Below are 23,110 nucleotides of genomic sequence, written 5' to 3' on the forward strand. Positions count from 1 at the left end.
TGGCTATAACCAGTTCATCTGCACGTTTTTCTTTCTCTTCATTTTGATAGGCAAGTTCTTTGTTGGCTATAACCAGTTCATCTGCACGTTTTTCTTTTTCTTTATTTTGATAGGCAAGCTCTTGGTTGGCTATAACCAGTTCATCAGCACGTTCCTGCTTGTCGTTATTCTGAATAAGATGCTCTTTCTTTATCAGGCTTAGCTCTGCTGCCTGAGTTTCAATTTCAACTTTTTGAAAAGCTATTTCCCTTCTTAAGAGGCCTAGTTCTTCTGATTCTATTTTATTACTCATGATTATATGGATGGGCTATTTTCATCTCAAATTTAGTTAAAATAACTAAGGTAAGGCAATTTGCTGAAAATCACACGGTTTCTTTTCGCTCTGAACTTTTGAAACATGGGATCTAAAATATCCCTTATACTTGCCGGTATACTGTTTGCTAGAACCGATGTTATGTCATGTGGTAGTTCCGGTTTTTATTCTTTACATCTTTCCCGGTTTGCTCACTTGATTTTAGTAATATTTACTACATAGTCAGCTATGTCAACGTGAAGTACTTTAATCGGTAAAAACAGTGCTTTGACAGCTCCATTAATTTAGGCCCAATAATGTTCTCTTCATCCAAAGTGGCAACAGAGGACTCTTTCCTTGTTATTAGGTAGCTCCTTAAAATATAGGTAGCAAAGCTCCCCTACTCATTGGGGAACGTGTCTGTTAAAAAATTATCTGGGAAATGCTGTAATAGGATTCCCCGAATTCCATCGGTAGATAGTGGCTTATTTAGAAATGATGAGATCTGCGGAATTTTTTTTGCTTTATCCCTTTCATCTGGATTTAACGAAGTGGTAAGCATCACTACAATTGCTTCGCTTTTTTGTACTTCTTCTAACTGACAGTAATTTTCTAGAAACTCCCATCCATTCATCCCAGGCATATTAATATCCAAAAAAAATAGGTCTGGTCGGGGATGCTTTTCACAATCTGTAGATTTTAAATACTCCAAGGCTTCAATACCACTTTGAACAGCAACAATCCTCTCGGTACAATCTGTTTTTTTCAAGACTCTTTCGCTGAGAAAATTTGTAGGCAAATCATCATCAATAAGAAGGACACACTTTATTTTTTTCTTCATAAAGGAAATATTTCACAATAAACACACAAAATCCTGAGAGAATTAAAATAATTTTTTTATTACTGAGAATGGAGAAGGAGTAGCCAATTTAATTAAATTCAATGGGTTTCAGAGAAAAGTTTTGATCTATAATGAAAAATTGTGAACAGAATTAGCTTATATTTTGTATTATTTGCCTAATCCGTCTTCGCAGAATCACGTAGATAAATTATATTGGGCTAGATAGTTGGAGCTTCCCAAACAGACAAATCAGTCCAGGCAGTTATTTTGTTTTTTATCTAATGAACAACCTCGACCCAAGGGTANNTAAAACCCAAGGATCCCGCTAAAAAGCGGGATTAGTTCAACTAACAATTTTTAATTCATTGCTTCGCAACTTTTAAAAATTGAGTTTCACTAATTTAAATAATTTTTGTTCCATGTATAGATGAAAATACATTACTTTTAATCCGCTTACAAACCCTAGTCCCTTAGTTGCAAAACATTCTGAAATCATGTCACTTTCAAAATTTAATTCAAAAAAAAGAAGCACTTTTAATGCATTCACGCGTTCTTTTGAAAACTCAAAAAATAGTGAACAACTACAAACCCTTCCCAAGGATTCAGAAATTAAGGTTTTAATAACGCGACCCAATCACAGATTAGGTAATCAACTCTTAATCACTCCACTAATTCAAGAAGTAAAGAAACAATTTCCAAATAGCACGATCCATTTGGTACTTAATGGAACACTCTCTTCTATATTATTTTCAAATTATAGTTATGTTGATAAGGTGTTCAATTTACCAAAAAAACCATTTAAGAATATTTTCAATTATTTAAAGCAGTCTGTTGCGCTATTATTTAAAACCTATGATATTGCCATTGCGGGGTGCGAATCCTCAAATTCGAGTAAAATATATGTGAAATTGTCAAGAGCGCGTTTTAAAATTTACAATTCAGGTACAACTCAAGTTAATAAGCCAGGACATATAGCCCAATATCCTTTATACAACTTCAAAACCTTTTTAAACCCCTCTGAAGACTTAAGCGTTTATGATTATCCAAAACTTTCCATTAAATTATCTGATAAAGAAATTGAACAAGGCCATCTCATTCTTAGAAAATTGTTCAACAATGACAAAAAAACCATTTGTATTTTCACTTTTGCAACGAGAGCTAAATGTCATTCCAAAACATGGTGGTCAGAATTCTATGAGCGTTTAAAAACTGAATTTGGAGATTTTAATATCTTAGAAATGTTACCTGTTGAAAATGTATCCCAAATTGACTTTAAAAGCACACATTTTTACAGTAAAGATCTCCGAGAGATAGCGTCCATCATTGAAAACTCTGTGGTGTTTATTGGAGCTGATAGTGGGATGATGCATTTAGCAGCATCTACAAACACAACAACCCTTGGTTTATTTAATGTTACAAAATCAAGTATTTACGGTCCGTATGGAGGTCAAAACCAATCAATAGATACTAACACCGCCGAAATTCGCGACATCCTAAAAATCGTCAATGCAATCGTACACCAGACAGCATTTATTAACTCTTCTAAAATACAAACTTCCTAAACAAGAACAAGGGATTGGACGACACAACTGATCTCCTTTGGAGTGCCCCTAGCAACAACAAAACTAGCAGCCAATTTAGCTTAGTACAATTTTATCAATTGTTGAGAGTTGAAAATTTATAGAAATTTTAAAGTGCCCAAAAGGTTTTATGGCCGCCATGCTAATCTCAACTTTGAGTCTTCTCAATCATGTGATTGATGACTTTTGTATGCTCGTGTTGCGGGCTAAACATCACAATTTCTGCATCCATAGTTACCTTTACATTATGTCCTGGGGGCCAATAAAACAGCTCATTAGCGTCTACAACTTCTTCTTTACCCGCCACATCGGTGGTGGTCAGTTGACCTTTAGTAAGGAATCCCCAATGAGGGCATTGACATAAATTATCTTTAAGCCCCATAAATAAAGGTGTTGTGTCCACTCCTGCCGAGAGGCTAAAATATTCGGCACTAATCTTTCCTAATCCCGTAGCGTCACCAAAATTAGTTTGTTGACGGATAACTGCTCCAGGGATTTTCATTTTGACTTCAATGTCGTTTTTAGCGATTTTCATGAGTATTCGTTTTTAAGTGATAAGGATACTATTATCCCTATAAGAATCTTGCATTTACCGTTTCAATCACTAGGAAACACAATTCCGACTTAACACTAAATAATAAACTCCCATATCTAAATTAAACTAATTAATCTCATTGTCAAATATTTACGATATAAAACACATAAAATTATTGAAAATTTAATCGTAAAGAATTCCTCGAGGCTCTGCCTCGGGGTTTCCGTTGAAATTGTCGTTCCGGTGAAAACGGGAATCTAAATACAGAATTTTGGTTTTTGACCTTTTTCAGGTCAAAATGAAACCAGCGAAATACCTCTATGGCTCTGCCTCGAGGATAGTTGGTTTCAAAAAACTCTTTATTTAATCAATTAGGCAGTTAATTCCACCTAAAAACTCCCAAAACCTTTGAAATTCTCAGCTTTATTCCGTCCGAATTTAAGTCTTGTTGCCAGGGAGGAAATGCTTTAAAATTAAGTTTACACTGCACCTAAAATTTAACACCCATGCGATATTACAACCCTAAATAAAAACCATCATTCAATTATTCTATCTTTGCCCAACTAAATGACACGATGGTTTTACTTTCATCCCCTTTACAAGGTTTTACTGATTTCAGATTTCGCAATGCCTTTCACCATTACTTTGGCGGCATCGACACCTTTTATGCGCCCTACATTAGGCTAAATGGCAAGTTAAAAATCAAACAGTCCTATCAAAATGACCTATTGCCAGAAAACAACAGCACTTTAGAGGTCATTCCGCAAGTCATCACCAATGATGCTGACGAGTTTATATTTGTTGCCAAATACGTGCAAAGGTTAGGATACAAAGAATTAAATTGGAATTTAGGCTGCCCTTATCCTATGGTGACGAAATCTGGTATGGGTTCGGGACTAATTTGTAATCCAACTAGAATTAACGAAATTCTGCATAGAGCACACAACGAAACCGATATTTTGGTGTCCATGAAAATGCGAATGGGATATGAACATGCCGAAGAAATTCTCGAAGCTTTTCCTATTTTAGATCAATATCCGCTTAAAAATATAGCAATTCACGCCAGAATTGGAAAACAGCTCTATAAAGGTCCCGTAAATTTGGACGCTTTTGAAAAGTGCATTAGTAGCACTAAACACAAGCTATATTATAATGGCGACATTACCAGTGTTTCTGCTTTTAAAGCCATTGAACAGCGTTTTCCAAGTATTGATCATTTTATGATTGGTCGCGGTTTAATTGCCGATCCGTTTTTACCCAGCATGATCAAAACGAACACTACAGTGTATCCTCAAAACCGATGGGCTATTTTTTCAGAATTTCACGACACTATTTACCAGCAATATGATGAATACCTGTCTGGCCCAACCCCTATAAAAATGAAGATGTTGGGATTTTGGGAGTTCTTTTCGCAATCTACTTCAAACCCACAAAAATCCCTAAAGGCCATTAAAAAGGCGGCGAATCCTATAAAATACAGACAAGCGGTAGCCCAAATTATAGACACAGAACTGAGAGCCTCATCATAAACGTTATCAACTGCTTATTTGAGTTCAGCAGCGGTATTTGCCAATAGTTCTAATGCTTGAGTTATCTGTTGTAGTTCTTCAGTATGGCCTTCCAGTTGGTGTTTTGCTTTGAGAAAGGCAGGATTATTATAAGAAATAGATACAGCACCGTCAGCATCTTCCCAAACCAGCATTTTTTGGGGTAAGTCCAGGCCAACACTTCTTACTGATTGCATTAATGGTGTCCCGAGCTTAGGATTTCCGAACATCAATACTTTAGTAGGACGAAGCTCCATACCTACGCTTTGCGCATTCTGTTGATGATCCAACTCCGCCATAAGGCTTAAATTTCCATTGGCTTCTATACTGGATTTTAATTTATTGTAAGTAGTCTCAAAATCAGTTGAACTTTTTACACTCAACACCCCTTTATGCAAGCCTACATCCTGATCAGTAGCGTGTTCTGACTGCGCGTTAGTTGCCGTACCTACCAACTTTTTAAGAGCATCAGCAATTTTAGGGAGACTTTCAACCTCTCCTACGCCATATCTGGAAGCCAGATATTGCGTACTATTATACACGGCAAAAACAGTGGCCTGATCTTGGTAAAACAATACTTTGAGTGGAAGATCTAAGCCAGCCAATTGATTTTCCTGCATTAATGGCGTTCCTAATTTTGGGTTTCCAAAAAATATAATTTGTGTGGGAGGCAGCTCCATATCAGCAGAAGTTGCATTCTTTGAGTGGTCAAGTTCCTTTACAATCCCAATGTTTTCATTACCAGCAAATGCAGTCTTTAGATTGCCATAGGCAACATCCATCTTCAAATCTGATTTAAAATAAAGTATACCGGTAGCGGTTGGTGGATCTACAGTATCATCAGTTTTTATTTTGGCAGTATCATCTCCACAGGAATTAAGCAGCAAGGAAAAAGCAAAAAGCATGGTCAATCTTGTCATAACTCTAAATTTTTATTCAATGTTAAAATCATTTGAAGTACTAAAACCACACGCTTAACAGAGCTTTAACTTTAATGAATGAGCTCAAATCGAGCTAATTAAAGAACCAAGGCGTAGCGAAGGAAAAAGATAGTGGTTTTTTTCAATACAAAGTAATGTTTCTAAACACTGTCTGTTTTATTATCTGTTATTATTGCCATAAACCTAAACCTCTTCAACACAGACGCATACATGCGCAATACGAGTAAACAAATACCCTAAAAGGTTTAATAAAATACTCTAACAACTACCATTTAGGGATTTTTGAAAATCAAAATTTATCTTATACGACTAATTTTCGAATTTACAATCCAAAAATAACAGCTCAAAATTTCTCCTCTGCATACGGATATAAATTAAATAAATTACCCTATTTTTTTATAATTGTTTATATCTTGTTGCGCTTTACGTCTCAACATAACGATGGGTAAATTCATATAATTAGGTCTTAAAATATTTTATAGCTTGAAGCTATTTTTTTTTATGTAATGATTCCGAATATCGCGTAAACAATTTTCCACCCAATAATAACTATGGTCTAGGTTATAGTTAAGAATATAATGTAAATTTTAAAATGAAAAAAATTAAATCCATACCTAATGCATTCATAGTTTTAATAGGTTTTTTAATATTTTTTAGCGGTTGCGAATCGGGAAAAGTACAGGAGTTAAACATTGGATATATTGGACCGCTTTCAGTAAGAGCTACAGATTTAGGAATAGACCCTTCAAATGCCATGCTTTTGGCAGTAGAAGAATACAACTCCAATAGGCTACAAGATGAGCCAAAAGTTAACCTATACATTGAGGATGATAAATGGGACGAAGCCAATGCCATCCCCGCTTATAAAAAGTTACGGCAAGAGCACGATATTAGTATTGTTTTTATAAGTAACACTGACGGTACTGTACTTGTGCAGGATGAGATCTTAAAAGATCATGTGATTCTTATAAATCCTTTAAATAATGGCGAACTCTTCCGATCTTTAAACAAAAACAGTTTTAATATAGCCAAATCAACAGAACAAACAAACGGTCTTGTTGCTAACAGAATCATAGAATTAGGACTAAAAAAGGTGGCTTTATTTCAGTTTCCCAATGATTATATGACTAACGCAACAAGAGAGGTCAAAAGACTTTTGGATCTATCTGAAGTTGAGTTAAACATAATTCCCGTCAAAGCCAATCAAACAACATTTATTGACCATTTAAAACAACTGAAGGAAGATGACTATGATGCTTATGTGTTTTTTGGATACAAAGAGTTTGGTTTTGGGATGAAAGAAGCAAGAGATATGGGAATTACCGCTCCATTTTTTGCATCTACGGTATTACTGGACCCTGAATTTTACCTTAACTCTGAAGGTACTGTAATTGGTAGTGAATTTCCTTTCTTTACTCCCACAGACGGTAATTTTACACTTGCTGAGGAGTTTCTTACAAAATATGAAAAAAGATTTGATCATAGTCCATCCTCAGTATGGCCCCCTATGCAAGCCTATGACGCCATGAACCTTATACTAAGTAAAGTTAAGGCCATTAATAACAGTAAAGATAAACACACAGATTTTGACGATTGGTTGAGAGAAGCACTTCTTGAGGTGAACTATTATCAAGGTGTATGTGGCAATATTGCCATTTCAAGAAGCGGAGCGTCTAAAGGCATCTATTTTTCATTATACAAATACGGATCAAAAGAAAATCCGATTGAAAAAATAAAACGATAATACAATTTCCATATGAAGATAAGACATAGATTAATACTAGCTTTTGGTGTTTTAATTCTTGTATTATTAGTAGAGATCATTCTTAACCAAGTTATTACTAATCGCGCAACTCAAACATATGGCACAGTTCAATCAAAAATTAATCCTGTAATCAATGTAATAAACCATTACGAATCCATACATAAAGAATTAAATCTCTTAACGAGCAACAGAGTAAATGGAGACAACAAGATTAGTTCTATTAATAGACTTAATGGGATTGTTGAGGTAGAACTTACTTATATTGAAGAAGAGTTAGCGGTATTAAAAAAAGAGTTACCAGAGAAAAGTGTAGACAGATTACTACTTGAGAAGCTTATTATTGACACTGAAAAATTAATAAGCACAACGATTAGACTTAACAACCTGTTAAACAACAAAAAGGAATACATTTCCAATCTAGAATTGGCAAGAACTATTCATGATAATACCATTTTAAAATTGAATTCATCAATAGATAAAGGCATTGATCATCTCAATTTAAATTATAAGCGCGCTTTTGAAGCGTATAGTATTGAACTGGCAAATAATTTAAAATCTGTATCAAAAATTATTCTAATTACCGGAATTTCAGGAATCCTATTAGCTTTAATCGTCAGTGTTCAAATTATTTATTCCATTTCAGCGCCCATCTATAATTTAAAAAAGGCCGCCTTAAAAATGAGTAGAGGACACTTAGATGAGCGCATTCACATTAAAGGAAATAATGAATTAGCAGAATTAGGCAACTCCTTTAACAACATGTCTATTGCGCTTAAAAAAAGTTTTAACGAGCAAGAAAAGCAAATTGTCGAAATCAAATCTGTTAATAAAGAGCTGGAACAATTTGTGTATGTGGCTTCTCATGATCTACAGGAACCATTGCGAACAATGTCTAGCTATGTGGGATTAATTAAGGATTTATATATAGGTCAGTTAGACGATAAGGCCGTTAAATACATGACGCACGTTGAAGATGCTTCCTTAAGGATGAAAACCCTGATAAAGGACTTATTGGACTATTCTAAAATAGGTAAAGAAAAAACAGTAACCGGCGTAAACCTCAACACCATTGCGGCGAACATTCTCCTCGATCTCGAACTTATTATAAAGGACACCAATGCTTCCGTAAAGTTTGATAATTTACCGACGGTTAACGGTTTAGAACTTGAATTAAAACAGCTGTTTCAAAATTTAATTAACAACGGTTTAAAATTTAGAAAAGCTGACACAGCCCCCCTTATTGAAATTACGGTTGAAGAGCAGTCTAAGTATTGGCTTTTTGCGGTAAAAGACAATGGCATAGGTATGGATAAACAGTATTTTGAAAGGGTTTTTGTGATCTTTCAGAGACTTCATAATAGAAATGATTACCACGGAACAGGTATTGGATTGTCTATATGCAAAAAAATTGTAGATATGCATAAAGGGAAAATCTGGATAGAATCTGAGGTTGACCAAGGGAGCACATTCTATTTTACTATATTTAAAAAATTAAAAAAAGATGAAAAAATTTAATAGCATTTTACTCATTGATGATGATGTTGCTACCAATGAATATCACGAAATAATTATTGACCTTGCCGGAGTTGCACAGAAGGTCCACTCAGTAACCAGTGGACAAGAAGGACTAGATTACCTAACTTCAAAAGGAAATTACAATGAGAAGGAAGATTCATACCCACAACCCGATTTAATTTTTCTTGATATCAATATGCCGGCTATGAATGGTTTTGAATTTATGGAAGAATATGATAGGCTTGATGAGGGCCAGAAAGGAAGACACATTGTTGTTATGCTGACCTCGTCTCTTAACATAGACGATAAAGAACGCGCTGGACAAAATAATTATATAAAGGACTACATGGACAAGCCATTAACTAAGGCGTTGGTTTTAGAATTAAGAGAAAAATTCCTTCCTCAAGTTTAAATTGCTACCCATACCTTATTGAGAGCAAACAAAAATAGCGGGGCAACCGCTATTTTTGTTACTAAATTTTTATAATAATAAGAAGAAGCGTGCTGATCTATTTTCTTCCCAACTTCATATCCCAAGAGAGTGAAATTGAATAGATCCACAAATACTCCCCCGGATTAAAGCTTATTTCTTGATGATCTATACCGGCTTTAATGCCAAATAAATTTTTGTTGTTTGCTGATGAAAAGTTGTAGCCCAAGTTAAGCTTTTGAGAATCAAGATTAACAACGGCATCTTCATTTCCATCCCCGTAAAATCTATAAATTTCAGGCGAATACCCAATGCCTATGGAAGCGCTAAAATAATTGTTTTCATCCTTTCTATACCTTCTATAGCTAAGTGTTCCAGAAACACTTGTTTCAGGATCACCGGGGGTTACATAGGTTCGGAATGACCAATAGTTATTACTGGTATACCAACCTACAGATCCGGTTAAAATTGTAGTGTAAGAACTATATTTAAGGGTTCTAAATCCTAGAGAAGCTTCAAAACTTTTAGGCAAAGATTTATAAAGCTCAGCTCCAAACCTTAGTTTAGGTAATATGGATGAACTCGATACCCCAATATTTGCATAGGCATACAATCCTTTTGTGATCTTAGGATACATATCCACTTCAAACTGCGCTCCAATAGTTGAAAATCTGTTGTTAATATTGATTTTTCCGTGGATACTTCCATATTTAGTGTCCCTTACATATTTAAGCAAATAATATTGCATAGGGTCAAATGTTTCAGAATATACATCGACAGAACCACTTACTCCCACCGTATTTTTGCTTAACTTATCTATCAAATTCACTCTAAATCTCTTTGCATCTTCATGTTCTGGATGCTCCTTTAAAATGAGATTAAGCGTCTCAAATGCCTCCTCACTTTTATCCATGTCAGCTTCAGCACTTGCTTTTAAATACAATACATCAGGATGTTCAGGAAAATATTTTAAGGCTTCACTAGTCATTTCTAAAGCGTTAAAAGGCGAGTCGCTTCTCAATTCATTAGTAATTGCAGATTTCCAATCGTCCAATCGGTCCGGACTATCTTTTAAAATATATTCAAACTCTTTTTTAGCCAAATCATAATTCCCATCCCAAGAATAAGTATTGGCTAAAAAAGAACGGATATCGTGATAGTTGGGATATGTCGTTAAAAGTAACCGCAGGGTGTCTTGCGCTTGTTTTCTTTGATCATTAAACGCCATTTCTCGCACCGTTTTAAATGAAACATCGGGATCGCCATCAAAAGTTCTTTTTTGCCCAAAAGAATACGTACTATATATAATTATTACTACAAATAAGATTTTTTTCATATTAGGGATCAATTTATTGCAAGCTGGTTTTAAAATTTTTGTATTCAACTGTGTTTGGATCATTGCGAATTAAAGCATTGATTATTACAAGGGCTTCATCTGGCTTATCAATACGTTTATAGGCCATGGCCATTTTAAACCTAATATCCGGATTCAGCACCTCATTTTTTATAGCTTGTTCAAAAACAGGGATGGATTTATATTCCTGACCAGACCACCAGTACAAATCGAGAAGCGCCATATAGGTGTCGCCAATAAAAGGAGATCTTTCAAGTGCGTTTAGCATTACCTTTTCGGCATTTTCATAATCTCCCTCCCAAGCTAAAATTCTACCCTTTAAAACTCTTGCTTCTGAATAATTCGGAAATTCATTCAAAATATAATCACACAGCAAGTTGGCCCTATCATAACGTTTGTTAAAAGACAAATCTCTTGTAATAATAAATAATTCATCAAAGGTTTTTCCTTTGGCATATTCATCTATCGCTGCCAATTGTTCAGCTGTAAATTTAGTTTTGGTATTAGAATACGTATTAAGCGAATCTGGAAATATTTTTTCACGTTGGGTTACGTAAGCATTCATTTCCTTAAAGGCCCTCAAAGAATCTGTAATTGTTTTGTAAGTGTTCTTATCATTTACTTTACTTACTTCAAAGCGCTCATTTATTTTATACAGTTCATCGCTTGTAAGCAAATACTCCTTATAAATTATATCATCCATATCCCCCTTATATCTCATTAACGGGATACTTTTTACATTTCTAAAAGCTTTGGTGGTGTCTAGCCCCTTCCCCATCCAAGCGGTTTCTTTTAACGGGATAAATTTATGGTTCTGGTTGAGATAACTTAATAAGCTTGGTGTAACATCCCAATGTGAGGAAACCGATTTAAACTTTTGCGCCTTTTTTAACATCGGGCTATAAATGGCCAACGGAACGTGATATCTACAGAGTTTATCTTTCATGGCAATAGGTATCAACCTATGGTCTCCTGTTATTACAAAAATTGTATTGTTATAATCTGGTCTCTTGGCATAGGCTTCCATAAACTCTTTGATGGCTTCATCTGTATACAATAGACTTCCAAAAATATCTCTGTGACTTGAAATTGCAGATTTTAAAGCTTCGGTTTTATTGCCCTTATTAATTAAACCATCCACTTGGGCCATATAATTCTCTTTGTCAGGATATTCAAATGGCTCGTGATTGGTAAGCGTCATAATAATATCTAAGCGCGGTTGTTTTTCAAGATTTAGAGACTGAAGTGCTTTTTTAAAAATTTCGCCATCAGGATACCCCCAGGAAAAACCGCCATCATTGGCTTTCGTTTTTTCAAAACCTGAACCATACTTATTTTCGTCAATCAGATTATCAATACCATTATAGTCCAGAAAGTTTACTTTTCTATCAAAGTTAGAGGCATCACCAGAATAGAATGACGTATAGTATCCATTCGCTTTTAAAATATTGATTAAAGATAGGTGTGACGGTGTATCTTTTATTTCTAAAAATCCTGTTTCGCCATAAGGCAAAGAGCCAAATAGTGATGGCAGAAGTCCAAACGAACGTCCTGTATTACTTACAAAGTTTTCCCAGTATAACGATTTACCAATGAGCTCATCAAGGTAAGGTGTAAAACCACTATAGTCATTTCCGTCAACAAATTCGCTTCCTAATCCTTCAACTACAATAAACACGATGTTTGGCTTTTCTTCATTTGAATTAAAGAAAGGCGATAAAACATCAGGAGTGTCAAATGGTTTAAGCAATGGAAAATCACTTCTATCTGAAAAGTTAAGAGCACTGATTCTATTTGCCTCAGATTTAAATTTTATAATATCTGAAATCAAATAGGCTGTTTTGTTTTGAAAATTTTCGGCTGTTGCTTCTGGGAGTAGTAATCCTAGGCCTCCAAAAACCAGTATAACCCCCAAACCTCCCCAGGCTATAACCCGATCATTTTTATACTTTTTAATTCCTATATACATTAGAATTAACAATGCTGGAAAGATGACAAATGGCAGAAAATAAGTAAATGAAATAGCTTCTGAACTCGCCACGGTATTAAACGCATCATCAAAAGAATAGCCCAAAATATCAGCGCCCAAATTAATTAAAGTGGTTAAGCTATACTTCACCAATGCAAACTGTAGAATTACAAGAACTGCAAAAATTAGTGCTATAACACTTGTAGCTACTTTTCTACTCCAAACATTAATAATTAAATAAAGGGGTAGGCATATGACCCCAATCAATACACCGATTAAAAAATCATTGAGAAATTTATATAATATTACTTGGCCTAAATGAGCATCGGTTACACCCAATGCTTTGGACATCGAAATTTCATATACCCCAATAACCCAATAGGTACCTATCAGGGCCATGGTGAGATACACATAATTTAAAATGTCTTTGTTTTTTAGGCTAAGGTTCATAGACTGTAATTAACTATAATTTAATTTGTTTCTGCTGTGTTCATTCCTTTGCGCTGCATGGTGCCCCACTTCTTTTTCTTGTTGAAATAGTAATCAATATTACCTCTAACTGCTGCATATAATACAACAGGGTGCAGTATCAGTGGCTCAATTAAACACAACAGAATCAGTTTATATCCGGCACCTCTTTTTTTGTATTGATTATAGGTCAACTCTTCTGAAAACAATGCAACGATAGAAAAGAGAACCGAAAACAAATATGCTATTGCGATAAATAAAATGGCATATTCCCAATGCACCAAACCAAAGGCAATTAAAAAACCGAAATAGATTAATCCAGTTACTTCTATTATAGGAGCCAAACGTTCAAAAATTAACCAATAGGGGTAGCTGATCAATCCAAACCCACCGTAATTTTTGTTAAAGGCAATTTTACGGTGCTTTCTTAAGGTTTCAATGGTGCCTCGTGTCCATCTGTTTCTTTGTGAAATAAGGGTTTTATAATTATCGGGAGCTTCTGTCCAGCATAACGGGTCTGGAATATAGGCCACCTTATACCTTTTATCCAGCTCTTCCATATGGCGCCTCATTCTGACAATAATCTCCATATCCTCCCCTACCGTATTGGTATCATAACCTCCAACTTCAATAGCTATATTTTTGTCGAAAATGCCAAAAGCGCCTGAAATTACCAGCAGACCATTTAATCTGCTCCAAGCCATTCTTCCCAATAAAAAAGCTCTTAGATACTCTAAAATCTGAGCCTGAACCAAAAGATTCTTGGGCAAATTAACCTCTATAAGCTTCCCTCCTTTAATAACACAAGAGTTGGCTATTCTTATAACTCCACCAGCAGCAATTACCTTATAATCTGTAGCCTCCAGAAAAGGTTTGATCATTTTTTGAAGCGCGTCTTCCAATAGCAAACAGTCTACATCAATACAGGCAACATATTTACTTTCGCTTATGTTTAAGCCCATATTTAATGCATCAGCTTTCCCTCCATTTTCTTTATCAACAACAATTAATTTTTCGAAAGCTGGATTATTAGATTTAAAAACACCTTTTCTAAACGGTTGTGTTTCAATTTTTTCGTCTACAACATAGTCCATATGTACTAAATCATAAGCTTCAATAAGTTTTTCCAGACTATCATCCGAACTTCCATCATTTACAATAATCACGTTATAATTAGGGTAATGATTCGACAAAAGTGACCTTACATTTTCAACCACATTAAGACTCTCATTATAGGCTGGAGCAATGATGGTTATTGAAGGGGATATAGGAGAAGATAGAATGTGCTTATAGTTTACAAAACTATTTTTTTTAACATACTGAATGGTCTCCTTGGCTGAAATTATTGACAATATGATATAGGAAAGTACCGCCAACAAAGAGCATGTAAAAAAAAGATAATGAAAAATTTCTAATATAATCTTGACGGTACTTGTATCCATTTATAAGTAGGGATTTTTAATGTTTAGGAAGTCCTTCAAAAAGGCTATTCTGTAGATTTAGGAATTATTGAAGCAATGGCTAAACAATAACAATTTGTCCTTCACTTTTTAGTTGGCGATTCTTCGGTTTTGGAGTTTCTTCAAACTCATAGCCAAACAATTGGTTTAATACGTGAATTGCAGAGCGTCGGACTTCTTTATCAGGATGCATTCTTAGTTCAATGAGCTCATGCTTCATTTCAAATTGATTGTAAATTTTGGTCAATTTTAATGCAAATAAAACCACACTGGTATTGGAAGAGTTTAGCCAAGGTTTAATATTGCCTATTTGCTGATTTTCAAGATTTAACAAGGACTCCAATAACAATAGTTGATGCCATTCAGACAAAGGTGTTTTTAGATCATCTAAAAATGAAAGTCCTTCAAACTTAAACAAATGCACTAAATATATCTGTGTTTCTTTACGAACTTCTACCTTGGAATGATTGATAAATTCAGAAACCAGATCGTGGGTTTCCTGAATTTTAAAGCGTCTTAATTCTACAATGGCTTTTGAGGTGATGTGCCATCTTTTACTTTTTAATCGAATGATGGCATAATCAATTAGCCCTGTTTCATGATACAGCGTTCTAATAGAATCAGACATTTCTCCTGAAACTTCATTCATTAAATTGGTTAAAATGGTAATAACACTTTTGCGTCTTGAAGCCCCTTTAATTCCCTCTTTAATTTTGGCAATTATAGATTGCTGTGTTTCAGTAAGCTCTTCATTTTCATTTCCTGAATAGAGATACTCAATGAGTAAAGGCTCATATTCATTTTTATATTTTAAAATTTCCTTATCCTTTATTTTTAAAAAAGACCGTATGACCTTTAAACTGATTATAAGCGAAACAATAGCAATAACCATTATAATAACAGCAATAAAAGCAAACTGTATTATAAAAGGAGCTTTGTTGAAAGAATCAATTAAGTGTTGATATGTAATCACGGTAATTGTAGGTTTTTACTAGCTAAATAGTCTCTTAACTCTAATAACTAATTCATTGGGGCTAAATGGTTTTGTCATAAAATCACTGGCTCCCAAGCTGAATGCTTTAAGAACCATTTCCTCCTGTCCGGCTGACGAAAATATAATAACAGGTGTTTCTTTTTTTAGTTTATTCCTAATATGGCTAATAACTTCAAGTCCGCTGTAAAACGGCATCATTATATCTGTTAAAACCAAATCCGGATCATGGTGTTCTACCAATTCAACAGCCTCCTTTCCGTCTGCTGCTATCAAAAGCTCAAAACCTTCTTTTTCTAATCTGTACTTTAAAAGCAATGACAGTGTTGAATTATCTTCAGCCAAAACTATTTTATGTCTCTGCATTCTCTAATGATTTAAGTTCGTTTTGTAATTCAATTTTAACTTGATAAAAAATGCGTAGACTAGCATTTATATTATTAGTAATACATTCCAAATCGTTTTGGTCTCTTAAATCCGTTTCCAATTGAATAATGATAGGTTCTAATTTAACAATGTTAAAAATTCTTATACTTGGTATGATTTTATGAGCCACCTGGTATAATGCTGGAAAATTATTATTAGGTAATGCACCGTTCATAGCAATTACGTACGCATCAATATCCGCCATAAATGATTTAATTAGCATCTTACAAAGGGTCGTATTGCCTTCTACTTCCTCTTTTAAAGGGTCTAAATCTATATAGCTGCTCGCTAATGTTTTCATTTTTGTTGAGTACTTCTGTTTTAATGAAGGCGGATACCTACTAATAAGTTCAATATCCTCTGGTTTGTATAAAGACCACTAGACATAATCCGTAAGAAATATTTGGGAAATATAACCAATAATACCGACAAAAAACAAATAAATCCGTTATGATGCAATAAAAATTTATTTTATAACGCCCCTAAAACCTACTGAAGTATGTTATCAGGTTTTCATTTGAGGCATCAATAGTGTGCCAATTTCCTAGGATATTAGCAATTCTGGACCTGAATAATTTATACGCAGACCGATTAAAAGAGCAGCACAAATTGCTGAGTACAATTTTTAACTCGTACAATCTTTCTTACATAAGCCCTTACAGATTTTCTATTTCGTTTTTATTTGCTAACTTCATTGCTTCACACAACATATACACTGATTTTAAATCTAATGCCCCCTGTAGATTATACCAACAATAACATGAGACAGATTTTTTTAATGCTATTGACAGTTGGTTTTTTTTCCTGCAACCAACAGAAAGACCACACAAAAGCTCTGCAAAACCGTATTGACAGTTTGGAAATCAAACTTGCAGACACCTACAAACCAGGTTTTGGAGACTTTATGGGCAGCATACAGGCACATCACTCAAAGTTGTGGTTTGCAGGACAAAACGAAAACTGGAAACTTGCTGACTTTGAAGTGCACGAACTATTGGAAACCATTGAGGATATTGAAAAATTTCAGAGTGATCGGACTGAAACCGCGTTGTTATCTATGATTATACCGCCTTTGGATAGCATCAACAAATCTATTCAACAGAAAAATGCCGCGCTATTCAAAACAAGTTACACTTCCTTGACCAATGCTTGCAACACATGTCATCAGGCCGTGGAAATGGAATTTAATGTGGTGACCATTCCAGAAACATCGCCTTATACGAATCAAGACTTTAAACCAATAGACTAAAAATGGAAGGTTTTTAACCACCTGCTCTTCTTTAAATAACCACATTTTATACTAAGACAAAACCTAATTGGAAGTATAAAAAAGTTATTGTTTGCCGTATTCTTTGAGGTTTTTGTAACCGGATATGAGGTTAAAATTGAAAAATTTCCATAGTGCTAGGGATTTAAGGAGACGATTTAGAAGTTATAAAAAACCTTAGATGTTTCTGCTTACAAATTAACCACCTCCGCCATTGAAGATGATAAATGGCACTCATACACTAGCATTACAGAGTTTGGGAAGGCATCCAATAATGGTGCCCAAAATAATTGACACTGAACATAAAAAACTTAGAATATTCAAAAAGATGAGGTCATGACCTGCTGAACTATTTGTGAATAAAACATTTGGAACATGAACAAATAAAGATTTAAATTTCAGGTATCAAATTTTTGCAATAGTTATATTAAATGATTCCTAAACCAACCTTTTTCTACCTTTAGATAATCCTCTCGTATGCTATAATCTATTAATCTAAACCAAATTAGTTACTTGAACCCATAATAATCATTTCACCCTCAAAATCTTAAACTATATCATGAAAAAAAACTTTATTCTTTTGACAATCCTGATGATTTCCTGTTTGGCTCAAGCCCAGTTTATAAAGGAAAAGTCCATTAATATTCAAATAGGTTACGGCGTGAGTGTGCCCTATTATAGCGTTGATGAGATAGCAGATAGTGGTTTTTATCTTCAAGGAGAATACGTTTTGAAAGCTGCCTCCTGGGTTGAATTTAGACCCTACGCTGGATTGATCATAACAAACTCAAATGGAAAAGACTTTAATGACAATCCAACAGATGAAAAAGCAGAGTCCAAAGCTTTTCTAATGGGTGGCAAAGCCCGTTTAAGAGCGCCAATTCCTTGGGTTGCCCCTTACATTGAAATAGGAATAGGTACTTCAATTGGAAAATTTGAAACCTATACTGCGCACACAAATATTCACAAAAGTGGCATTATTTATCATATCCCTTTGGCTTTTGGATTAGAATTTGGGCGTGACCATAATTTTGACCTAGGATTCACATACTATTTTCAACCCACAGTTGAACAGTTTGCTGGCGCATTTGCATTCGGGATTTCAATTCCATTAAAATCTTAAACAATTTGACAGCATATTGACAAGTAAAAACGCCATATAATGGTTTCGTTATTCGTTTCAATCTACTTATAAAAAATCGTAAGACTTTTCATAAGTAGATTTTATAGTCTAATGGTACATAATGAACAACCTCGACCCCAAGGGCACGAGGTATCAAGTAGAAGTTCCNNTTTCGACGCAGAGCGTCGGGGAATAAAATCTAAGGATCCCGCTAAAAAGTGGGATTAGTTCAACTAACAATTTTTAATTCATTGCCTCGCAACTTTTAAAAATTGAGTTTCACTAATTTAAAATAGCCCTTCAATAACACCATCCTTATCAATGGTAATCCGCTCGGCAGCAGGAGTTCCAGGCAAGCCAGGCATCCGCAGCATATTACCGGCAATAGGAATGATAAATCCGGCACCTGTTGCAATTTCAAACTCCCTAATATGAATGTTAAAGTGTTCCGGACGTCCCAATCGCTTTTGATCATCACTAAAACTTTTTTCGGTTTTAGCCATGCAGACAGGGAAGTTGCCGTAGCCCATAGTTTCATATTTACCCAATTGTGAGGTCGCCAAATCACTTAAAATCACCTTGTCTCCTCCATAAATGGTTTGGCAAATCTTATTCAATTTTACGTACACAGGATCCTCTAAGTCATAGGTAGCGCTAAATTGTTTGGTACAGGAATTTGCTGCCTCAACAACCTTCTCAGCGAGATCTAAACAGCCTTTGCCACCCTTTTCCCAACCATAGCTCAAGGCTACAGGAATGCCCAATGTTTTACAATGGTCTTTCACAACTCGTATTTCAGCAGCTGTATCAGATTTAAAAGTATTTATAGAAACAACAATAGGAATACCAAAACTTTTCAGACTGGCAATATGCCCGTCCAAATTGGGCAGTCCATTAATAAGTGCCGGTACATCTTCTTGCGTAATTTGCTTTAATGATTTGCCTCCATGATATTTTAAAGCTCTAATGGTCGCTACCACAACAATGGTTTTAGGTGAAATACCCGCTGCACGACATTTAATATTTAGAAATTTTTCCGCACCTAAGTCTGATCCGAAGCCGGCTTCAGTAATAGTGTAATCACTGAGAGACATTCCCATTTTAGTAGCAACAATAGAATTTGTTCCTTGCGCAATATTGGCAAATGGTCCGCCATGGATAATTGCAGGATTCCCTTCTAAAGTTTGAACCAAATTGGGTTTAATAGCATCTTTCAACAACACCGCCATCGCTCCTTCTGCGTTTAAGTCTTTAGCAAATATTGGTTTTCCTTCCCAGGTGTCACCCACATAAATATTCCCGCAGCGTTCTTTTAAGTCTTCTAAATCTGATGCCAAACATAAAATTGCCATAATCTCAGATGCTGCAGTAATATTAAAACCTGTTTCTCTCGGAACACCACCGGCCTTTCCGCCTAGTGCAGCTATAATATTTCGCAATCCACGATCATTCATATCCATACACCGTTTCCAGATGACCGATCTAGGATCGATACCGAGGTTTCTCGTTTTACTTTGAATGTTATTTTCAATAAGGGCAGAAAGCAAATTATTCGCTTTTTCAATAGCGTGAAAATCGCCCGTAAAATGCAGGTTAATGTCTACCATCGGTATCACCTGGCTCCATCCACCGCCCGCTGCTCCTCCTTTAATTCCAAATACTGGACCTAAACTTGGTTCGCGGATTACCACAGTAGCTTTTTTATTTAATAAATTAAGCGCATCTACCAACCCAATAGAGGTTGTCGTTTTTCCTTCACCAGGAGGTGTGGGCGTAATTGCGGTAACTAATATGAGATTATTCTCCTTTATTTTATCTTCATCAATAAGATCTAAAGGAAGTTTTGCTTTGTCGTTGCCATAGTACTCCAGCTTTTCTTCAGGAATTGCCAATGTTGCCGCAATTTCCCTGATATGCTTCGGGGTAACGCTGTGTGCGATCTGTATTTCTGTCATAAGAATAATGTTTTTTTTAATGGTGAATTAAAGGTAAAGTTCCACGACTTCAATTCATATGACCATTGTCATCTCAGTGGTTTAAACCGGGAATAAGCTCTTCAAACAACCACCAACAACCTTTTAAATAGCATCATTAAAGTGCCAACCCCCGTTTCTCACTGTCTAAGTAAAATTGGTTTCATACAACAAGATGTCATTGTAAAGATCTTGTACCACTAATGCTTTAATGGGGCTTGCAAATTTTTTATCTTTTTACGCCGCTGTTGGTGTTTTTCACCAACAGCATTCATTACTTCATCTATTTGACCTACGCCGCTTTTAGTGTTTTCCACCAACAGCATTCCTTACTCATTTATTTCACATATAGCTATTTTTTAGTTAAAGTGCTCTATGTTTTGTTTTCAAGCAATTATGGGTTCAAAACATCTGCGCTCGCTATTGGTGAGGTCTTGTAAGGTCAGGCAAAAATTGTTGGTGGAAAACACCAACAATGGCTAAGAACCGGAAATAAGTTCTTCAAACAAACCACCCATACCTTTTAAATGGCATCCTTAAAGTGCCAATCCATGCTTCTCACTGCTCTAAGTAAAATTGGTTTCATACAACAAGATGTCATTGTTAAGATCTTGTACCACTAGTGCTTTAATGGGGCTTGCAAATTTTTTATCTTTTTACGCCGCTGTTGGTGTTTTTCACCAACAGCATTCATTACTTCATCTATTTGACCTACGCCGCTTTTGGTGTTTTCCACCAACAGCATTCCTTACTCATTTATTTCACATATAGCTATTTTTTAGTTAAAGTGCTCTATGTTTTGTTTTCAAGCAATTATGGGTTCAGAACATCAGCGCTCGCTATTGGTGAGGTCTTGTAAGGTCAGGCAAAAATTGTTGGTGGAAAACACCAACAATGGCTAAGAACCGGAAATAAGCTCTGCAAACAACCCAACAACAACCTTTTAAATAGCATCCTCAAAGTGCAGCCCCTCCTCACAACTCTAAGTAAAAATAGTGTCAAAATACAAGATGTCATTGTTAAGATCTTGTACCACTAATGCTTTAATGGGGCTTGCAAATTTTTTATCTTTTTCCGCCGCTGTTGGTGTTTTTCACCAACAGCATTCATTACTTCATCTATTTGATCTACGCCGCTGTTGGTGTTTTCCACCAACAGCATTCCTTACTCATTTATTTCACATATAGCTATTTTTCAGTTAAAGTGCTCTATGTTTTTTTTTCAAGCAATTATGGGTTCAGAACATCTGCGCCCGCTATTGGTGAGGTCTTATAAGGTTAGGTAAAAATTGTTGGTGGAAAACACCAACAATGGCTAAGAACCGGAAATAAGTTCTTCAAACAAACCACCCATACCTTTTAAATGGCATCCTTAAAGTGCCAACCTCCGCTTGCAAACTTTTTATCTTTTTACGCCGCTGTTGGTGTTTTTCACCAACAGCATTCATTACTTCATCTATTTGAACCTATATCTGTTTATTAGCTGATGTGCTCTATGTTTTGTTTTCAAGCAATTATGGGTTCAGAACATCGGCGCTCGCTATTGGTGAGGTCTTGTAAGGTTAGGCAAAAATTGTTGGTGGAAAACACCAACAATGGCTAAGAACCGGAAATAAGCTCTCCAAACAACCACCAACAACCTTTTAAATAGCATCCTCAAAGTGCAACCCCTCCTCACAACTCTAAGTAAAAATGGTGTCAAAATACAAGATGTCATTTTGAAGGTCTTGTACCACTAGTGCTTTAATGGGGCTTGCAAATTTTTTATCTTTTTTACTGAACACTCATAGGTTAAAAAATGTAATTTTGAGTAATTCAATACACAGAAGGCAATCTCATACAATCTTAACAGCAGCATGGACAGTCCCAAACTAATAAAATATCTGAGTTCAAATCTTGATATGGATGAAGATGACATTTTATTAATAATTAAAAATTACCCCATTAAAAAGGTTAAAAAAGACGAGTTCCTATTAAGAGAGAATGAACATTCCAAGCACACCTTTTTTATAGAAAAAGGTCTTTTAAGACAATATTCCATAGATTCTAAAGGGAAAGAACATACCATTTCCTTTGCCCCAGAAAATTGGTTTGTCTCTGATAGGGAAAGTATCTATTTTGATCAATCATCGGCTTATAATATTCAGGCCTTGGAAAACAGTGAAATAGTAATGATAGATGAAAACTTCATTAAAGAGCTTTCAGATAAAATTCCTTCTTTTACCAATTTCAATAATAAACTGTTACACAACCACATTCGTCATTTACAGAACCGAATACACCTGTTGTTAAGCGCAAGTGCAGAAGAGCGCTATCTTGAATTTGTTAAAATGTACCCCGATATCCTTTTGCGTGTGCCTCAAACCATGGTAGCTTCTTATTTAGGGATGACCCCGGAAAGCTTGAGCCGTGTCCGTAAGGAGCTGGCACAGAAAAACTTCAGAAATTAGCTCCGCTTCCTACTAGAATCTGTATTTAAAGTGTTGTAATTCCTTCACTCAATTATTCAACGTGTTCCCTCTTCAATTTAGTTCCATTTTTAGTTTGCCGGCCCAAACACATTTCTGTTTGAGGACAACAGCGGCTATATAGCGTATCGACTAACCAGTTAACTACCAAAGAGATTACTTCTTA

Annotated in this window: 21 protein-coding genes and 1 pseudogene; 8 read left to right on the forward strand and 14 right to left on the reverse strand. The window is 35.3% G+C overall.

Annotation, left to right across the window (positions count from 1 at the left end; all coding sequences use genetic code 11):
- Both JEM65_RS14390 and JEM65_RS14395 read right to left on the reverse strand, forming a co-directional pair.
- Positions 1-292 (reverse strand): annotated as a pseudogene (locus JEM65_RS14390) (hypothetical protein); the annotation flags it as partial.
- A gap of 400 nt (positions 293-692) precedes the next feature.
- Positions 693-1,133, reverse strand: coding sequence for a response regulator (locus tag JEM65_RS14395; RefSeq protein ID WP_199600900.1), 441 nt, complete (start codon positions 1,131-1,133; stop codon positions 693-695).
- A gap of 494 nt (positions 1,134-1,627) precedes the next feature.
- On the opposite strand from JEM65_RS14395, the gene JEM65_RS14400 reads away from it, so the two are divergent.
- Positions 1,628-2,695, forward strand: coding sequence for a glycosyltransferase family 9 protein (locus JEM65_RS14400; RefSeq protein ID WP_199600901.1), 1,068 nt, complete (start codon positions 1,628-1,630; stop codon positions 2,693-2,695).
- A gap of 166 nt (positions 2,696-2,861) precedes the next feature.
- Here the strand turns inward: JEM65_RS14400 and JEM65_RS14405 are convergent, their stop codons facing one another.
- Positions 2,862-3,248, reverse strand: a complete 387-nt coding sequence (locus tag JEM65_RS14405) for a cupin domain-containing protein (RefSeq protein WP_199600902.1) — start codon at positions 3,246-3,248, stop codon at positions 2,862-2,864.
- 575 nt (positions 3,249-3,823) lie between these two features.
- On the opposite strand from JEM65_RS14405, the gene JEM65_RS14410 reads away from it, so the two are divergent.
- A complete protein-coding gene (locus tag JEM65_RS14410; RefSeq protein ID WP_199600904.1) occupies positions 3,824-4,777 on the forward strand; it encodes a tRNA dihydrouridine synthase in 954 nt (317 codons plus the stop codon).
- Between the two features lie 14 nt (positions 4,778-4,791).
- Here JEM65_RS14410 and JEM65_RS14415 read toward each other — a convergent pair whose 3' ends face one another.
- Entirely contained in the window at positions 4,792-5,715 is a 924-nt protein-coding gene (locus tag JEM65_RS14415) for a DUF302 domain-containing protein (RefSeq protein WP_199600906.1), read from the reverse strand.
- Positions 5,716-6,328: 613 nt separating this feature from the next.
- On the opposite strand from JEM65_RS14415, the gene JEM65_RS14420 reads away from it, so the two are divergent.
- From JEM65_RS14420 to JEM65_RS14430, 3 genes are read left to right on the forward strand one after another with little or no spacing between them, the layout of a single operon-like run.
- Entirely contained in the window at positions 6,329-7,480 is a 1,152-nt protein-coding gene (locus JEM65_RS14420) for an ABC transporter substrate-binding protein (RefSeq protein ID WP_199600908.1), read from the forward strand.
- Between the two features lie 12 nt (positions 7,481-7,492).
- Entirely contained in the window at positions 7,493-9,016 is a 1,524-nt protein-coding gene (locus JEM65_RS14425) for a sensor histidine kinase (protein ID WP_199600910.1), read from the forward strand.
- Positions 9,003-9,428 (forward strand): response regulator, encoded by a 426-nt coding sequence (locus JEM65_RS14430; protein WP_199600916.1) that lies wholly within the window; start codon positions 9,003-9,005, stop codon positions 9,426-9,428. The genes JEM65_RS14425 and JEM65_RS14430 overlap by 14 nt, the downstream gene beginning before the upstream one ends.
- 97 nt (positions 9,429-9,525) lie before the next feature.
- Here JEM65_RS14430 and JEM65_RS14435 read toward each other — a convergent pair whose 3' ends face one another.
- The 6 genes from JEM65_RS14435 to JEM65_RS14460 form a co-directional block, all read right to left on the reverse strand.
- Positions 9,526-10,782 (reverse strand): YaiO family outer membrane beta-barrel protein, encoded by a 1,257-nt coding sequence (locus tag JEM65_RS14435; protein ID WP_199600920.1) that lies wholly within the window; start codon positions 10,780-10,782, stop codon positions 9,526-9,528.
- A 13-nt stretch (positions 10,783-10,795) separates the two neighbouring features.
- Complete coding sequence (locus JEM65_RS14440) at positions 10,796-13,219, reverse strand: sulfatase-like hydrolase/transferase (RefSeq protein ID WP_199600923.1); 2,424 nt, start codon at positions 13,217-13,219, stop codon at positions 10,796-10,798.
- A 20-nt stretch (positions 13,220-13,239) separates the two neighbouring features.
- The gene (locus JEM65_RS14445; RefSeq protein ID WP_199600925.1) at positions 13,240-14,679 is read right to left on the reverse strand and encodes a glycosyltransferase family 2 protein; all 1,440 of its coding nucleotides are present in this window, start codon (positions 14,677-14,679) and stop codon (positions 13,240-13,242) included.
- Between the two features lie 79 nt (positions 14,680-14,758).
- A complete protein-coding gene (locus JEM65_RS14450; protein WP_199600927.1) occupies positions 14,759-15,670 on the reverse strand; it encodes a hypothetical protein in 912 nt (303 codons plus the stop codon).
- A gap of 18 nt (positions 15,671-15,688) precedes the next feature.
- Complete coding sequence (locus JEM65_RS14455) at positions 15,689-16,054, reverse strand: response regulator transcription factor (protein ID WP_199600929.1); 366 nt, start codon at positions 16,052-16,054, stop codon at positions 15,689-15,691.
- Positions 16,041-16,415 (reverse strand): hypothetical protein, encoded by a 375-nt coding sequence (locus tag JEM65_RS14460; RefSeq protein ID WP_199600931.1) that lies wholly within the window; start codon positions 16,413-16,415, stop codon positions 16,041-16,043. The genes JEM65_RS14455 and JEM65_RS14460 overlap by 14 nt, the downstream gene beginning before the upstream one ends.
- A gap of 459 nt (positions 16,416-16,874) precedes the next feature.
- Between JEM65_RS14460 and JEM65_RS14465 the strand changes: the two genes are divergently transcribed.
- Both JEM65_RS14465 and JEM65_RS14470 read left to right on the forward strand, forming a co-directional pair.
- Positions 16,875-17,363: a hypothetical protein gene (locus JEM65_RS14465; protein WP_199600933.1), complete on the forward strand. Its 489-nt coding sequence runs from the start codon at positions 16,875-16,877 to the stop codon at positions 17,361-17,363.
- Positions 17,364-17,940: 577 nt separating this feature from the next.
- Complete coding sequence (locus JEM65_RS14470; RefSeq protein WP_199600935.1) at positions 17,941-18,504, forward strand: hypothetical protein; 564 nt, start codon at positions 17,941-17,943, stop codon at positions 18,502-18,504.
- Positions 18,505-18,791: 287 nt separating this feature from the next.
- Here the strand turns inward: JEM65_RS14470 and JEM65_RS14475 are convergent, their stop codons facing one another.
- The 4 genes from JEM65_RS14475 to JEM65_RS22890 form a co-directional block, all read right to left on the reverse strand.
- Entirely contained in the window at positions 18,792-20,459 is a 1,668-nt protein-coding gene (locus JEM65_RS14475) for a formate--tetrahydrofolate ligase (protein ID WP_199600939.1), read from the reverse strand.
- 218 nt (positions 20,460-20,677) lie between these two features.
- Positions 20,678-20,803, reverse strand: coding sequence for a hypothetical protein (locus JEM65_RS22880; RefSeq protein WP_262895249.1), 126 nt, complete (start codon positions 20,801-20,803; stop codon positions 20,678-20,680).
- A gap of 293 nt (positions 20,804-21,096) precedes the next feature.
- Positions 21,097-21,222, reverse strand: coding sequence for a hypothetical protein (locus JEM65_RS22885; RefSeq protein ID WP_262895249.1), 126 nt, complete (start codon positions 21,220-21,222; stop codon positions 21,097-21,099).
- Positions 21,223-21,512: 290 nt separating this feature from the next.
- Positions 21,513-21,638 (reverse strand): hypothetical protein, encoded by a 126-nt coding sequence (locus JEM65_RS22890; protein ID WP_262895250.1) that lies wholly within the window; start codon positions 21,636-21,638, stop codon positions 21,513-21,515.
- A gap of 694 nt (positions 21,639-22,332) precedes the next feature.
- On the opposite strand from JEM65_RS22890, the gene JEM65_RS14480 reads away from it, so the two are divergent.
- Complete coding sequence (locus tag JEM65_RS14480) at positions 22,333-22,926, forward strand: Crp/Fnr family transcriptional regulator (protein WP_199600941.1); 594 nt, start codon at positions 22,333-22,335, stop codon at positions 22,924-22,926.
- Positions 22,927-23,110: the final 184 nt, after the last annotated feature.

This window comes from Gelidibacter salicanalis (assembly GCF_016469035.1).
In the GTDB taxonomy this organism is placed as follows: Bacteria; Bacteroidota; Bacteroidia; order Flavobacteriales; family Flavobacteriaceae; genus Gelidibacter; species Gelidibacter salicanalis_A.